The following is a 14,240-nucleotide window of genomic DNA, read 5'->3' on the forward strand; positions in this document are numbered from 1 at the left end:
TTGTTGTCCCGGCGCGGTGGGGCCGGCACCGCGCCGGGATGGTGAGGTTCGGTTGGTCCGGTCTCAGGTGTGGATCAGGATGAGGGGAGCGGTGTCGGTGGCGGGGGCGAGGGCGGGGGTGCCGGCGAAGGTGGCGGTGTACTGCCTGTGGCGTACTGCTTCCACGAAGGCGACCCGGCTGTGGCAGGTTGCGGTGCCGGTGCTGTCGGTGACCGCGGTGCACACGGTGTGGGTGCCGACGGTGAAGTTGATGGTTTGGCCTGGGGCGGGTTGTCCGGTGATGGTGTCGGTGAGTGTGGCGGAGAGGTCGAGGAAGATGTCCGGCGGGCCGGGCGGGGTGACGGAGGCCACGATCGGGTGGGCGGTGAGGTTGGTGGTGTCGGGGTCGTAGGTGTAGAGGTCGGCGGGGCTGGTGGCGCTGGTGCCGGCGGGCGTGGTCACCGTGACGTCCACGGTGCCGGTGCCGGCCGGAGCTGTCGCGGTGATCGAGGTGTCGTCGTTGACGGCGAAGGACGTGGCCGGGGTGGTGCCGAAGGTGACAGCGGTGGCGCCGAGCAGGTCGGTGCCGGTGATGGTGACGCTGGTGCCGCCGGAGGCGAATCCGTGAGTCGGGTTCAGGGCGGTGACGGTCGGGGCGGGCTCGTCGTAGGTGTAGAGGTCGGCGGGGCTGGTGGCGCTGGTGCCGGCGGGCGTGGTCACCGTGACGTCCACGGTGCCGTCGGTGTGTGCCGGGATCGTCGCCGTGACGGTGAAGTCGTTGGCGACGGTGACGTCGGTGGCGGGGGTCGTGCCGAAGGTGACGGCTTGGGTGCCGGCCAGGTGGGTGCCGGCGATCGTGATCGTTCCGCCGCCTGCTTCCGGGCCGTGGGTGGGGTTGAGTGCGGTGACGGTCGGCGGGGCGGTGGCCTCGGCGAGGCCGAACGGGGTGTTTCCGACGGCGACGGTGGCGGTGACGGTGTTCGTTGCCGTGTCGATGACGGAGACGGTGTTGGCGCCGGCGTTGCTGACGTAGGCGGTTGTGCCGGCCGGGTCGACCAGGACGGCGACCGGTGAGGCGCCGACCGCGATGGTGGCGGTGACGGTGTTGGTCGCGGTGTCGATCACTGCGACGCTGTTTGCGTTGGCGTCCGCCACGTAGACGTGGGTGCCGTCCGGGCTGATGGCGATGCCCTCCGGGCCGCTTCCCACGGGGATGAGCGTGGTGATGGTGTTCGTCGCGGTGTCGATGACGGACACGTTGTTGCTGTTGAAGTTGGCCGTGTAGGCGTGGGACCCGTCCGGGGTGATCGCGATGCCGGCCGGGGTCCTCGCGCTGGGACTGCTGATGGTGGCGGTGACGGTGTTCGTGGCGGTGTCGATCACCGACACGCTGCTGCCGACGAAGCACGCCACGTAGACGTGGGTGCCGTCCGGGGTCACCGCGATGCCGAACGGCTGGTTGCCGACCTGGACGGTGGCGGTGACCGTGTTCGTGCTCGTGTCGATGACGTCGACGCCGCCGATGCCCGGGCTGACGAAGCGGCCGACGTAGGCGTGGGCGCCGTCGGGGGAGAACGCCACCGGGTTCGGGAACCGGCCGACCGGGATGAGGGCGGTGACGGTGTTCGCGGCGGTGTCGATCACCGACACGGTGCTGTCCGCATCGTTGGTGACGTAGGCGTGGGCGCCGTCCGGGGAGACCGCTACCCCTTCGGGAAACCGGCCCACGGGGATGGTCGCGACGACCGTATCGGTCGTCGGATCAATCGCCGAGACCGAATTCCCCCGCAGATTGGCGACGTAGACCAAGGACATCGATGACACCTCTCTGTGACACGGCGACCCGACGCCCCGGCATGGGTCGGCACCCCGATCGAGACGGTGGCCCCCAGTCTCCGGCGTGCCGTCACCTACCGGTCCGCACACGAAGTCGCCCCGTGGAAGACCTGGTTGGCCGACAAGCCGGCCTTAAGGCAGCGTTGCCTTCCGGCCTGCCGGCAAGAGAGTTCGCGGGATGCCTCGAATGCATCCCGTGCTGAGTTGTGACCATGGCTGAGGGCTGGCGAGGGCACGGACGTCCATCAGGAAGATTCCGGTGGGCCGGTCACGGTGGGCCGGTCTTGCTCGCCGCGAATATCATGCATGTTTCCGACCTTTCACCGTAAGAGGCCACTGCGGGGCGCAGGTGGATAAAATCGGGCATTCAGGGGGGACGGTGTGGGCGCGCGAGAAACGAATCACGCCCCCAGGTCATCCGATCGTGCGCGGATGCAGATGATGGTGCAACGAAGAGTTTGCTCCACTCCCAACCCACCGCAGTCCAGGTCGCGTTGCCACTTCTTGCGCGCTCGCGGGGCACGACGTCGGCCCTGCGTTTGATCTCCCGGTTCCATCGCTCCAGCACTGCGCGAAGATCGTGCATGCATGTCTCCGTCAACGCCGCTGCATTGAGCGTTGCGGGCGGGGCGCAACTCCGTTTTCCATGACCGTGGTCTCGATGTGGAGGGTGTAGTTCTGGGTGGTGGCGGGGTGCTTGCCGATGTTCGGGATGTACTTGCTGGCGCTCTTCAGGCTGCGGGCCTTCAGCCGCTGACGGTGGCGTGGGGGCAGCAGGTTGTCCAGCAGCGCGTGCCCGGTTGCGCCGACCAGGCGGACGGGCTCCTCGGGCAGCACGCCGGCGGCCAGGGTCAACCTGGTCGCGGGCGGCGTGGAGAGCGACGGTGAAGCCGAGCCGGTCCATGTCCAGGCCCGGCCGTCCGGCCGCGGCGTCCGCGGCGGTGCGGATGAGTGCCTGGTAGACAGCGAGGATGCCCCAGATCTCCCGTTCCAGGTCTGCGGGGTGTGTCCGGAGCGTAGGACCCGGCCGTCCAGCAGGGTCGCCTTCAAGCTTGCGTAACAGGTCTCCGCCTACCACCTCTCGCGATAGAGCGTCACTAGCGGGTCGGCGGAGTGGCGTTTGTGGTCGAGGAGGCTGGTGACCAGCCGCCAGGGCTCGCGGCGGACGGTCCCGTGACCAGGGTGACGGTGATCCACGCCTCGATCACGCGAACGGTCAGAGGCTGGTAGCCGTACCCGGCCCGGTAGGGGCCGGACAGACAGGCCAGGTAGGACCCATCCGGCAGCAGCCGCTGGACGAGAGTGCTGCGGCGGGCGGAAGAGCGCACCAGGAAGTGGGCGCCGGTGGCGCGGACGTCGCGCAGGAAGGCGATGGCGGCGAAGGCGGCGTTCGCGAGCACCAGCATCCGCGGCTCCAGGCGGTTCAACAGGAGGGTGGTGTAGGCGAGTTCACCGTCAGCCTCGGGCCCGAACGCGCCGTCCAGTATCGCGCGGGCGCCGGTCTCGACCAGCGTGATGGACCGGAGCAGCGGGTAGCCGAACTCGCGCTGCTCGCGCGCCGCTTGGGGAAGCGGGTGGTGACCGGCTCACGGTCGGGCAGTTGCAGGCCGGTGCCGTCGAAGGCGACCGTGCGCATCCCGCGCCAGTCGGCGCCCGGCCCGCCCCGCCAGGCCACCGCTCCGGCCAGGGCCTCGAACAGGGCCCTCAGCGGAGCCGCCGCCAGCCGGCGGCAGGCCCGCGACAGCGAGGAGGTGTGCGGACGCACCAGGGGTACCCCGGCCAGGCCGGCGGTGAGCTCGTCCCACACCGCCCGGTACCCGCAGTCCTCGAACAGGGCCAGTGCGAGGACGAAGTACACCACCACCCGGGCAGGCAGCAGGCGGACCCGCCGCTGCACCGCTCGGGTTTCCGTGAGTACCGCGTCCACCAGCGCGAAGTCCACCACCTGCGTGAGCTCGCCCAGATGCCCCGGCGCGAACACCCCGGCCGCTACCTCGACTAGCCGTAAGGTGACCGACTTCTCCCGCGACGGGACCCCTGACCTTGATCGACTTACTTCGCCGATCGTTGATCCACAGGCGTCCCGTTGCCTCCCTCAACCCCCTTGACCTGCGACTGCCCACATGAACGGGGCGTCAATCAGCCCGTTCACCCCCAGAGGGCAGCGGCTACCCGGCTGACGCTGGCCGTGTGCTGTTCAGTGGATCCACAGATAGGTGAGGTAAGAGTCGCCAGCCCAGCCCATGAGGGAGTAGCAGTCGTGCCGTTGGATGAACTGGTCCACCGGCCCGCCTGAGCCGAAGGTGACGGTGATGTCGTTGTTCCCGCTGCACACCCGCTGGACGTTGTGGATGTTGGGGTGGGTGCTGCCGGCATTGGCGTAGCAGGTGGAACCGGAGTCGGAGTACACGGTGACATAGTCACTGCCGTCGCAGACGGGGTTGGTGATGGCGGGCCGTGCCGTCAGGCCACCGGTTGTGCCAGTGCTCTCCTGGGCCATAGCGGGTGCGGCAACGGCGAGGCCGAGTGCGATCGATGCGGTGGCTATCCCGATCATGCGCTTGAACATGAGGAACCTTCCCTGAGTCGATCCCGTTACTTCCGGTACGAGCGACAGGATCTTCCTCAATCGAGCCCCCCGGACGCGAGATCCATCTCGGCCATCTGTCTCCGGCCACCGTTCGCTATCCGACCCTCGCACGAGAGCCGTCGTCTACTGAGGCGGCGAGCGGGCGGGAGTTGGCGGCCCGATACCGAAGGCATGCGAGGGGTCCTCGGCGACGTCACAGACTTGCATCCCGATCACCACGTTAAACGCAGCGGCGTTGGTGTCTCCGTCAACACCGTTGCGTTACGTGGTGATTGGGTTGTTCGAGGGGCTTTGGTCCTTGGTTCTCGGGTCGTTGCGCCCTGAAAAGCGACAATGGGACCCCTCGAGATCAACTTGCTGCCAGGCGTGTTGACCAAGAAGGAGTCCCGTTACAGGGGAAGTCCGTCATCGCGCGCACCGTCGAGACGGCCGGGGGTGTGTTCTCGCCGGGGCATCCGGGGAGCGGACCCGAATGCCCCGGAGCCGGCCGCGAGCCCCTGCTCGCCCGGAAGGACCACGTGCTCCCGGTGACGCCGAGTTACCTCCACCGTTGCGCCCCGCGTGGCGATGCACCTGTGACTCCGCCCGCGCCTTTGTGTCCCACAGGATGGCCACGCACCGGAAGCCGTCGCACCTCAACACGGACAGGCGACGGACCACCCGGTCCGCTGGGAGACAGGAGCGACGGTCACTGTCGGGCCAGACCACGCAACCTCCTCGAATCAATCAGGAAACCCTCCTGATTGCCGCAAGTGCGCTAGGCGTATGACCGTCTACGGATACGCGAAGGCCGCCTCCGCCGAGAGTGACGGCCAGGCTGCCGAGCTGATCGCATCAGGTTGCACCCACGTCTTCTCTGACGCTCATGTCTCCACAGAGCAGCCAGGCTCTGGATGGTTAGAACTGGTGGACAGGGTCCAACGCAACGACACAGTGCGCATCGCTGCGGCCCGCAAGCACATCAGGTACTTGCGGGCCGCAGCTGCTCACCAGCAGGCTCAACGCCTATCGGGGCGGAGGATCGAAGCGGCATGGCGGCGAGCCCCCGGGCCCGGCACGAAGCCGCAGGTCAAGCGTGCTGTCTCAGTTGATTCCGGCAGCTCGCCGACGTCCCGACCGCTCGATCGAGAACACCGCGGGTCAGGCAGCGGTGACGCGGTAGGCGCTGACCCAAGCGCCGATCTCGTGGTAGCCGGACCCGTCGATGGTGATCGACCCCCCGGTGCAGTCGTAGTTGTCCCACAGCTCCACCTTGACGTTGGCGCCGTTGGCGCGGGCGGAGCGGATTTTGTCGTTCCAGTTGTCGCCGACGTAGTGGCAGTCCCCGACGTCTCCGGAGAACGTCGTATTCGGACCGGACCAGTCCTTCTCGGAGTAGGCCGTCCAGCTACCACCTGTCAGACGGGCATGGCCGGTGGAGGAGTGAGAGGACGAGGACGCGAGCGGCTGAGCGGACGCCGGATAGGCGCTGATGACTGTTCCAGCCAGGACCGCAGCTGCGACCACGAACTTGCGTAAAACGGGCATGACGTCTCCTTCAGCATTGGACCCCAGAATGCCAAATTCCGAATCCAGGGCACCCCGAACGGGTTTCTCAGCCGTGCTCTGCTGCCGGCGAAGAGCGAATCCGTCAAGCGCATCGAACCCTACCCGCAAGCACGACACCGGCAATCATGACGGCGAAAAATAAACGATGAATAAACGCCCGAATGAGCGTTCGCCGCAATCGTCACGGTAGCCCCGCAAACATCAGACATTCCATTCCGCTGAAGTGACGTTTCATCAAGCATCCGAACGTCCCGCGCCGCCCCACTGGCCTGCCCATCTAAGGCTCACCATTCCAACCTCGGCGACCGCACCAAGCCTCGAACCAGCTCGGCATAGATGCCCAGCCACACAACAACGATGCGCCCCAAGACCACCGCCCCTCCCCCTCTGCCGGCTTCTTCACCAGCGGCATCGCCGCGATGAAATCCGCAGTGAGCGTATCGACGAAAAGCGCAAGCCCCTCGCGCGAAGAAACAACCCACTCAGGCCGCCAGAAGCTTGGCGGTCAGCCAGGCGGGCATGGTCAGTCTGCGGTAGCAGGTGAAGCTGCAGGCCAAGGCAGTGAAGGCCAGGAAGTGATCTTCGACCCCTTCGTGCCCCGGTTGACAGGATTCGGACCTGTCAGTTCCCGCGCAGTGCGACCAGTCCAGACCATCGCGCACTGAGATCGTCAAGGATGAGCCGGCGGAGCTTCGCCCAGACTCGGACGGCGGTCCACCCGGTGAACCGACGGTGGCACACGAACTCTAAATGAGATGACGTCTTAAGCACCGCCCCGTGATGCACTGCCACTTAGGCGGCACGTTTAAGCAGGGGCGGATCTTTCGCCGCCACACATCAAGCTGCAAAGATTAAGGTTGCATGCCGGCCCCCGACTCGCACTGTCGGGAAGTCCAGCGCCAGCCGGGGGCAGAAATGCATTCACGCAGGCCGCATACCCCGAGTACACACCCCAGCGCGGCACGCGGCCCGTTGGGACGACGGCCAAACCGGGCCTTTGCCTGACCTTAGGGAACGACACTTCAATGATAGCGGCGAAACGCGCATATACCTCTGGTGGAGGCAATTCAATGCCTGGCGCCGTGGCAAACCCCGGGAAATCTTCGGGATCACGCCTAAAAACCCTGTCTCACACCCATCAAGAACGATATTACTAGCCCGCGAGATCTCGCTTGGTTCTTCTTGTGGGCGGCCAAATATTTGGCGATTCCTTGTCACGGTTAACCGATAGATAGGGCCATTAATCTTTCGCTATCACAGTGGTTCGATCAACCGTTGATCGCATCAGCCTCAATCTATGGAGAAAAATGCGTAAGCTTCACAAGGCTGCCGTTGCGTTCGCCGCTTTTGGGGTCATTGGGACCCTCGGTGCCGGAACGGTACATGCCACCAGGATGGGCGGACATGGGGGCAGCGAATCCGGCATCAGACAGGGAAACCAGTGCCGGTCATACGACTTGAACGTCAATGTCCTCGGCGAAGTCGGGATCGTCAACCACCCGCGTCTCCGGGCTCGCCATGATCGCGGCGTTGTCGATGACGATGTCGATGGTGCGTCCGGAGGCCAGGAACCGCTCGGCGAAACGGCGCACGCTCTCCAGGTCGGCGAGGTCCAGCTCGTCCAGTTCGACTCCGGGGATGTCGGCCAGCGCCTGTTCGGCGGCGGCCGGGCGGCGGGCGGGCACGACCACGTGGGCGCCGGCCTTGACGAGCGCCCGGGTGGTCTCCAGGCCGATCCCCGAGTATCCGCCGGTGACGAGGGCGAGCTTTCCCGTCAGGTCGATGCCCTGCAGGACGTCGTCGGCGGTGCTGGTGGCGCCGAATCCGGAGGACGTGCCGGTGATCAGGGTCGTGTTCTCGCTGGTCATCAAGGGTTCTCCCTCGTCAAGGTGAGCTGATACAGACAGCAAACGGGAGACTCCCCGGTTCTCTCCAAACGTAACCGGGGAACTCCCCGGTTGTCCAGTGAGGCCGATCACCTGACCAGGGGCAACCATGACCGCCCAGCCGAGCCCCCCCCGGCACCGATGTCCAGTGCCGGGTCTGTGCAGCGTGCGCCCGGGGGTGGGTTATCGGCCTGCGCCGCAGCGGAGCCCGTCGAGGAGCAGGTCGAGGAGGCGTCCGGCCCGTCCACGCTGGGCGGGCGAGCTGGTGACCAGTGCGATGCCGGAGAGGCTGAGGCCGACGTCGATGGGCTCGATGTCCGAGCGCAGGAGACCGGCTTCGGTGCCGGCGTGCAGCAGGGTGCCGATCGCGGTGCTCAGCTTGTCGAGGGACTCGGCGAAGGGGTCCGCGCCAGAGGCGACCGCGGCGCGCAGGGCGTCGGCCATGCCCTGCTTGGTGGCCAGGTAGTCGATGAACCGGTCCATCCACAGGCGCATCGCCTCATCCGGCGGGTTGTCGGCCAGCAGTTCGGCGGCACTGTCGCAGACGCGGGCCAGCTCGTTGCGGTAGGCCGCTTCGATGAGTGCCTCGCGGGTGGGGAAGTGGCGGTAGAGCGTGGCCGAGCCGACGCCCGCGGCCTTGGCAATCGCGTCGATCGGGACGTCCGCACCCCTGTCGGAAAAGGCGCGTACGGCCGCTTCGAGGATGCGCTCGCGGTTGCGGCGGGCGTCGGCACGCAGCGGGCTCGGCTGGGTGGTCAAGGCATCTTCTTTCGTCATGTGAAGCAGTCTAACTAGACAACCGGGGAGTTCCCCAGTTACCTTTGCGACGAACCGGAGAGTTCCCCGGTTATTGTCGATGTCAGCTGCCCTTGACGGGAGAACCCTTGATGACCAGCGAGAAGACGGTCCTGATTACCGGCACGTCCTCCGGTATCGGCCTGGCCACCGCGATCGGCGCAGCCCGGGCCGGCTGGTCCGTCGCCGCCACCATGCGCGACACGGGCAAGGCCGACGCCCTGCTCAAGGCCGCCGCCGAGAACGACGTCGCCGACCATATCCAGGTCAAGCGGCTGGACGTGGCCGACCCTGAGAGCATCGCCACCTGTCTGGACGAGGTGATCGCCGAGCACGGCCGCCTGGATGCGCTGGTCAACAACGCCGGCGCGGGCCACCTCGGCACGCTGGAGCAGGAGAGCGTCCAGGACGTGCGCGCCGTGATGGAGGTCAACTTCTTCGGCGTCCTGAACGTCACCAAGGCGGTGCTGCCCCTGCTGCGGGCGAGCAAGGGCCGCGTGGTGACCGTGACCAGCGTGGGCGGCGTGATCGGCCAGCCGTTCAACGAGGCGTACTGCGCGGCCAAGTTCGCCGTCGAGGGCTTCATGGAGTCCCTCGCCCCGGTCGCGGCGACGGCCGGCGTGGCCGTCAGCGTGGTCGAGCCGGGCGCGGTGGCCAGTGAGTTCGTCAGCAACGTGGGCGGCCGTGATGCCGCGCTGGAGCAGGCCGGCCCGTACGCGCCCGCGCTGAGCGCCTACCTGGCCCGTTCCCGCGACGCCTTCGCCGCCGCGCAGACACCGCAGGGCGCGGCAGCGAGCATCGTCGAACTGCTGGAGACCGACCAGCCCGCCTTCCGGGTGCAGACCTCCGAGGCCGCCCGCGCGTTCACCGCAGTGAAGCTCAACGACGGCGACGGCTCGGCCGTCCAGACGCTCACCCGCGCGTGGATCGCCTAGCTGGAACTTCAGCGCGAAGAGATAACCGCTGCCGGGGTCTGGCGCGTTCGCCACGCCGGCCGGGGCGGCCCGAAGCCCATCACACCGAGGAGATGTTCACCTTGTCCCGTACAGACCGCTCGTCCGTCGAAGAGAGCGCCCAGCAGTGGTTCGAGCGGTATGCGACGACCTTCATCGAGCTCGCGGGTTCCGGCGCGACCCAGGCGGCCTCGTTGCTCGGGTACTTCGCGGTCCCCCTCACGATGACCACCTCCGCCGCTCACCTGACCCTCACCACGACGGAGCAGCTGACCGCGGCACTCGGCCAGGAACTCATCGCACTGCGCGAAGCCGACTACGGCAGCAGCCAGGCGCTCGACCAGGTGGTCCGCGCGCTCAACGACCGCTCAGTGCTCATCGAGGTGACCTGGGCCCGCTACAACCGGTCGGGCAGCGAGTTCCAGCGCACCCGGGTCCTCTACCTGGTCGCACGGACCGCTGATGGCTGGCGCATCACCGCCGCCTCGGTCCTCGCCCCCTGAGCGGCCCCCAGTCGCCATCAACGGTCTCGCCGGCGCATGACGACGAACCGAGGCTGACGGCCCGCCTTACCTCGGCGATACCCGACTTCCGGCTCGCTGATGCCGCAAGTGTGGTGCCCCAGCTCGGAGTTCGTTGCGTCGCCGTGCGACCTCTTCCTTCATGAGGTCGTCGGTGCGGCCGCTGTGCCAGATGGTGCCTTCCCACTTCACGTATCGGGGTTCGCGGTCCCGGAGAAGGACGGGTAGGGCGAGGCGATCAGCGGTGCGAGGGTGACGACCTCGGGATAGACCACGGCGAACAGCTTCGAGGTGCTGTAGGCGATGTAGTCCCGCTTCTCCCGGTCGAACGGGATGAGGTGGTGGACGCGGCTGTCCCAGGTGTTCCAGACGCCGAACACGTCGGTGAGCCCGCGCCCGTCGCCGTACCAAATGTGCGCGCAGATCATCAGGGCGGTCAGCACCGCGTCGTAGGTGGCCACCCAGCCGTAGCGCCTCGTCGTGTAGCTGCTCGGCGACATGGCGAAGACACCGAGGATCTTGCCGGTGCCGTCCTTAACCGCGACTGCGAGGTTGGCCGCGCCCGGCGCGACGCGCGGATTGAGGTACCGGGAGCGCAGGGCGTTGAACTGGCCCGGCTTGAGCATCGACAGCCTCCGCGGACCGACCAGCTGCTCGCCGGCCCGCAGCCGGGGGCTTTGACCGGCTCGATCGGTTGGCGGGGCGCGACGACCCGCGTCGGCGCCTCGCTCGCGTAGACGTAGAAGGGAGCTGCCCGCGGAGTGGCCTTGACGACGCCGCGCAGGTACTGGTGCAGCTCGGGCACGTCGTGATTGGAGGCCGTCAGCCAGTACGGCCGGTCGGTGATCGCACCGAGGACACCGACCACGTCTGCCTCCGACAGCGGCGCGTACTCGGGTGCGTCCCAGGTGAAGTGCGCGTTCAGCGGCTCATACAGCTTCTCGTATCCGCTTCCGTAGAAGGGAGGAAAGCTGCACACCGGGGCCCCGCGGGGCACCTGCTGGAGCCACGTACGCACGTCTTCGGCCTCGTAGGAGGCCAGCGCCACGTCAGCGCGGGACAGCCGCTCGACGGTCTCGGCGTGCTTGGCCTTCCACTGATCGCGGTAGGAGCGCACCACCCGCTCGTGCCACAGCCCTTCGCGACCGGCGCTGGCCAGAAACCGCGTCCCGAGCATGAGCGTGGCGACGGTTGCGACACTGTCATCCAAGGAGTCGGCCAGCCAACCAAGTTGGTCCATGCTCTCTTCGAGCCCGAGTCGGTCATGGCCGTCGTCCCCCGCGACGTTCCCTTCGAGGTACGTGTCCCGCTGGAGATCCCCGAGTCAGCCTGGCAGGCCGACATCGCCGTCCTCGTCGCCCAGGTCTCGCTCACGCGGTTCACGGTCGTCCGCTCCGAGACTCCGGGCGTCGATGGTCGGGCGCTGCCGGCGGGCCTGCCGCCCGCCTCGGCCCGTGCCCCTCGCCGGGCCCCGAAGGAGCGCCGGAAGGCGGCGTGAGGGGGGTGCTCTGTCCCCTTTGAGGGGTTGCCGGTCCCCTGAGGCGGTCCCGTGTCCCCTGTGTGTCCCCTGGATCTTGGTCTGAACGAATGAACGGGGGTCACCACGCTGGTGTGGTGACCCCCGTTCTAACGTTTCTGCAGGTAGAAGGTTCTTCTATATACCTGCTCCGTGGTGGGGCGGGTGGGACTCGAACCCACGGCCGACGGATTATGAGTCCGCTGCTCTAACCGGCTGAGCTACCGCCCCTCACGGCGCGTCGCGCACATTTGTGCGCGCCGTCTGCCGCAGCATAGCCGCTCATACGATCTGCTGCCCGTGCGGGCTGCCGTCCGGCGACCTTGCACGTCCAAGAGGACTTCGATCACCCCGGGTTCGGTTCCCGGACATAAGAAAAAGGACCCCTCCCGGGGTCCTCGTTCCCTCTGCTCCCCCGACTGGACTCGAACCAGTAACCCTCCGGTTAACAGCCGAATGCTCTGCCAATTGAGCTACAGGGGATTGAGCTCCCCCGACTGGACTCGAACCAGTAACCTGCCGGTTAACAGCCGGCTGCTCTGCCAATTGAGCTACAGGGGATTGCTCTGCTTGCCTCGAATGCATCGCTGTCCGGGGCTCCGGACGGCGGGCGCTCGCTGCGACACATACATTAGCGCAAGCAGGGGGGTGCTCCGCCAATCGGTATCCCCGGAGGTCGCCACGGCCGGCTCCGGGGCCGGTGGGCAGGTGCCCAGCCCGGCGTCCGGTGCCGGCCGGCACCGGACGGGATCGAGCGGCAAGGGAAAGGTGGAGCGATGCGCTACCGGCTCACGTTCATCGCGGGACTGGCGGTGGGATACGTGCTCGGCACCCGGGCCGGGCGGGAGCGGTACGAGCAGCTCCGCAAGAGTGCCCAGCGGATCGTGCAGAATCCCGCCGTCCGCAATACCGCGGAGTCGGCCGCACTGGGCGGGCGGCAGGCCGCGTCGAAGGCGTTCGCCGTGGTGTCCGACAAGGTCGGGGACCGGCTGCCGGGCCCGGTGGCCGAGCGGGTGCGGTCGCTGCGGGAGCAGCGCGCGGCCGACGAGGACGACTGGGGCACCAGCAATACGTGAGCCCGGGGCCCGGTGGGCAAACCCTGACTCTCTCCCCATGGCGTGCATGGGGCATCATCTGGGGCCATGGGGATAGTCGCCGGGTTGGACAGTTCGTCCGAGAGCACACGGATCGTCGTCTGCGATGCGGACACGGGTGCCGTCATCAGGCAGGGGTACGCGCCGCACCCCGTCGAGAAGGGGCCCGAGGTCGATCCGCAGGCGTGGCTGATGTCGCTCGGCGAGGCCGCGGGGAACGGGCTGCTGGAGGGCGTCCAGGCGATCGGTGTGGCGGCGCAGCAGCACGGGCTGGTGGCGCTGGACGCCGACGGGAATCCGGTGCGGCCGGCGCTGGTGGGCAACGACAAGCGGGCGCAGAGCGCGGCGGCGGACCTGGTGGACGCGCTGGGCGGGCGGGCGGCCTGGGCGCAGGCCGTCGGGTCGGTGCCGCAGGCGCAGCACGCGGTGACCAAGCTGCGGTGGCTGGCGCGCACCGAGCCGGCGAACGCGGCCCGGATCGCGGAGGTCATGACGCCGCACGACTGGCTGGCCTGGCAGTTGCTGGGCCGGCCGGCGCGGCGCACGACGGACCGGGGCGGGGCCTCGGCGACCGGCTACTGGTCGGCGGCGACCGGCGCGTACCGGCCGGATCTGGTGGAGCTGGCGCTGGGGCACCAGGTGCGGCTGCCGGAGGTGCTGGGTCCGTCGGGGACGGCGGGTTTCACGCCGGAGGGGCTGCTGATCTCGGCCGGGACCGGCGAGACCATGGCCGCCGCCTTCGGGCTGGGGGTCGGGGTGGGCGACGCGGTGGTGTCGCTGGGTGCCTCGGGGTCGGTGTTCGCCATCCACGACGAGGCGCCGGCGGACCCGTCCGGGACGATCACGTCGTTCGCCGACGCGACCGGGCGGCATCTGCCGGTGGTGCACACCACCAATGCGGTGCGGGTGCTGCGCGGTACCGCGGAGATGCTGGGGACGGATCTGGCGGGGCTCTCGGAGCTGGCGCTGCAGTCGTCGCCGGGCGCGTACGGGATGGTGCTGCTGCCGTATCTGGAGGGCGAGCGGACGCCGCATCTGCCGCACACCGCGGGGTCGTTGCACGGGATGCGGCGGGAGAGCATGAAGCCGGAGCATCTGGCGCGGGCGGCCGTGGAGGGCATGCTGTGCGGGCTCGCGGACGCGCTGGACGTGCTGCGGGCCCGGGGGGTGGCGGTGCGCCGGGTGTTCCTGCTGGGGGCGGCGGCGGAGCTGGGTGCGGTGCAGACGGCCGCGCCGGGGCTGTTCGGGGCGCAGGTCGTGGTGCCGCAGCCGGCCGAGTACGCGGCGCTGGGCGCGGCCCGGCAGGCGGCGTGGGCGTGGCAGGTGGCGCACGGGACGGCCGTCCCGGCCGCCGGTGGGGACGGCGGTGCGGGGTATCCGGAGCCGCCGCGGTGGCCGGCCGCGGCGAGCCAGGTCTTCGAACCGGGCGAGGAGCTGCCGGTGTGGCAGGCCGTGCGGCAGCAGTACGCGGCGGTGCGGGACGAGGCCCATCCGGGGGCGTTCCAGCGGGAGGGGTGAGTCG

Annotated in this window: 13 protein-coding genes, 3 tRNA genes and 3 pseudogenes; 5 read left to right on the forward strand and 14 right to left on the reverse strand. The window is 68.3% G+C overall.

From position 1 onward, the window contains the following. Positions 1–63: 63 nt before the first annotated feature. From JNO44_RS15800 to JNO44_RS15835, 9 genes and pseudogenes are all read right to left on the reverse strand, one after another. The gene (locus JNO44_RS15800; RefSeq protein ID WP_338058568.1) at positions 64–1,905 is read right to left on the reverse strand and encodes an IPT/TIG domain-containing protein; all 1,842 of its coding nucleotides are present in this window, start codon (positions 1,903–1,905) and stop codon (positions 64–66) included. A 507-nt stretch (positions 1,906–2,412) separates the two neighbouring features. Continuing rightward, a complete protein-coding gene (locus JNO44_RS15805; protein ID WP_205364789.1) occupies positions 2,413–2,652 on the reverse strand; it encodes a hypothetical protein in 240 nt (79 codons plus the stop codon). Positions 2,653–2,912: 260 nt separating this feature from the next. Then, on the reverse strand, positions 2,913–3,242 hold the full coding sequence (locus JNO44_RS15810; RefSeq protein WP_205364790.1) for a hypothetical protein: 330 nt from the start codon (positions 3,240–3,242) through the stop codon (positions 2,913–2,915). Next, complete coding sequence (locus JNO44_RS15815) at positions 3,239–3,796, reverse strand: transposase domain-containing protein (protein WP_205364791.1); 558 nt, start codon at positions 3,794–3,796, stop codon at positions 3,239–3,241. The genes JNO44_RS15810 and JNO44_RS15815 overlap by 4 nt, the downstream gene beginning before the upstream one ends. Before the next feature lie 216 nt (positions 3,797–4,012). Beyond that, a complete protein-coding gene (locus tag JNO44_RS15820) occupies positions 4,013–4,384 on the reverse strand; it encodes a beta/gamma crystallin domain-containing protein (protein ID WP_205364792.1) in 372 nt (123 codons plus the stop codon). 1,161 nt (positions 4,385–5,545) lie between these two features. Beyond that, positions 5,546–5,932, reverse strand: a complete 387-nt coding sequence (locus JNO44_RS15825) for a peptidase inhibitor family I36 protein (RefSeq protein ID WP_205364793.1) — start codon at positions 5,930–5,932, stop codon at positions 5,546–5,548. A gap of 598 nt (positions 5,933–6,530) precedes the next feature. Further along, positions 6,531–6,685, reverse strand: a pseudogene (locus JNO44_RS43470) (IS5/IS1182 family transposase); the annotation flags it as partial. A gap of 764 nt (positions 6,686–7,449) precedes the next feature. Further along, a pseudogene (locus JNO44_RS15830) lies at positions 7,450–7,821 on the reverse strand (SDR family NAD(P)-dependent oxidoreductase); the annotation flags it as partial. 201 nt (positions 7,822–8,022) lie between these two features. Continuing rightward, positions 8,023–8,616 carry a TetR/AcrR family transcriptional regulator gene (locus JNO44_RS15835; RefSeq protein WP_420882649.1) on the reverse strand — a complete coding sequence of 198 codons (594 nt, stop codon included), beginning with the start codon at positions 8,614–8,616 and terminating at the stop codon, positions 8,023–8,025. 110 nt (positions 8,617–8,726) lie between these two features. On the opposite strand from JNO44_RS15835, the gene JNO44_RS15840 reads away from it, so the two are divergent. Beyond that, positions 8,727–9,569 (forward strand): SDR family oxidoreductase, encoded by an 843-nt coding sequence (locus tag JNO44_RS15840; protein ID WP_205364794.1) that lies wholly within the window; start codon positions 8,727–8,729, stop codon positions 9,567–9,569. Positions 9,570–9,670: 101 nt separating this feature from the next. After that, positions 9,671–10,090 carry a DUF6841 family protein gene (locus JNO44_RS15845; RefSeq protein ID WP_205364795.1) on the forward strand — a complete coding sequence of 140 codons (420 nt, stop codon included), beginning with the start codon at positions 9,671–9,673 and terminating at the stop codon, positions 10,088–10,090. 206 nt (positions 10,091–10,296) lie between these two features. Here the strand turns inward: JNO44_RS15845 and JNO44_RS15850 are convergent, their stop codons facing one another. Both JNO44_RS15850 and JNO44_RS45160 read right to left on the reverse strand, forming a co-directional pair. Beyond that, positions 10,297–10,734 (reverse strand): hypothetical protein, encoded by a 438-nt coding sequence (locus JNO44_RS15850; protein WP_205364797.1) that lies wholly within the window; start codon positions 10,732–10,734, stop codon positions 10,297–10,299. 104 nt (positions 10,735–10,838) lie between these two features. Continuing rightward, positions 10,839–11,348 (reverse strand): annotated as a pseudogene (locus tag JNO44_RS45160) (putative antirestriction adenine methyltransferase); the annotation flags it as partial. On the opposite strand from JNO44_RS45160, the gene JNO44_RS15855 reads away from it, so the two are divergent. Next, on the forward strand, positions 11,340–11,606 hold the full coding sequence (locus JNO44_RS15855) for a hypothetical protein (RefSeq protein WP_205364798.1): 267 nt from the start codon (positions 11,340–11,342) through the stop codon (positions 11,604–11,606). The pseudogene JNO44_RS45160 and the gene JNO44_RS15855 overlap by 9 nt on opposite strands. 172 nt (positions 11,607–11,778) lie before the next feature. Here the strand turns inward: JNO44_RS15855 and JNO44_RS15860 are convergent. The 3 genes from JNO44_RS15860 to JNO44_RS15870 form a co-directional block, all read right to left on the reverse strand. After that, a tRNA-Ile gene (locus JNO44_RS15860) sits at positions 11,779–11,855 on the reverse strand. Positions 11,856–12,034: 179 nt separating this feature from the next. Further along, positions 12,035–12,107, reverse strand: a tRNA-Asn gene (locus tag JNO44_RS15865). A gap of 5 nt (positions 12,108–12,112) precedes the next feature. Next, positions 12,113–12,185: transfer RNA gene (locus JNO44_RS15870), tRNA-Asn, on the reverse strand. Positions 12,186–12,400: 215 nt separating this feature from the next. On the opposite strand from JNO44_RS15870, the gene JNO44_RS15875 reads away from it, so the two are divergent. Further along, a complete protein-coding gene (locus tag JNO44_RS15875) occupies positions 12,401–12,700 on the forward strand; it encodes a YtxH domain-containing protein (RefSeq protein WP_205364799.1) in 300 nt (99 codons plus the stop codon). Positions 12,701–12,766: 66 nt separating this feature from the next. Continuing rightward, positions 12,767–14,236, forward strand: coding sequence for an FGGY family carbohydrate kinase (locus JNO44_RS15880; protein WP_205364800.1), 1,470 nt, complete (start codon positions 12,767–12,769; stop codon positions 14,234–14,236). Positions 14,237–14,240: the final 4 nt, after the last annotated feature.

Source organism: Streptomyces noursei (assembly GCF_016917755.1).
Classification (GTDB): Bacteria; Actinomycetota; Actinomycetes; order Streptomycetales; family Streptomycetaceae; genus Streptomyces; species Streptomyces yunnanensis.

Excerpts from the sequence above, each read along its gene's own strand:
- JNO44_RS15820 (WP_205364792.1), bottom strand. The coding sequence starts at position 4,384 with ATGTTCAAGCGCATGATCGGGATAGCCACCGCATCGATCGCACTCGGC.
- JNO44_RS15825 (WP_205364793.1), bottom strand. The coding sequence starts at position 5,932 with ATGCCCGTTTTACGCAAGTTCGTGGTCGCAGCTGCGGTCCTGGCTGGA.
- JNO44_RS15835 (WP_420882649.1), bottom strand. The coding sequence starts at position 8,616 with ATGACGAAAGAAGATGCCTTGACCACCCAGCCGAGCCCGCTGCGTGCC.
- JNO44_RS15840 (WP_205364794.1), top strand. The coding sequence starts at position 8,727 with ATGACCAGCGAGAAGACGGTCCTGATTACCGGCACGTCCTCCGGTATC.
- JNO44_RS15850 (WP_205364797.1), bottom strand. The coding sequence starts at position 10,734 with ATGCTCAAGCCGGGCCAGTTCAACGCCCTGCGCTCCCGGTACCTCAAT.
- JNO44_RS15875 (WP_205364799.1), top strand. The coding sequence starts at position 12,401 with ATGCGCTACCGGCTCACGTTCATCGCGGGACTGGCGGTGGGATACGTG.
- JNO44_RS15880 (WP_205364800.1), top strand. The coding sequence starts at position 12,767 with ATGGGGATAGTCGCCGGGTTGGACAGTTCGTCCGAGAGCACACGGATC.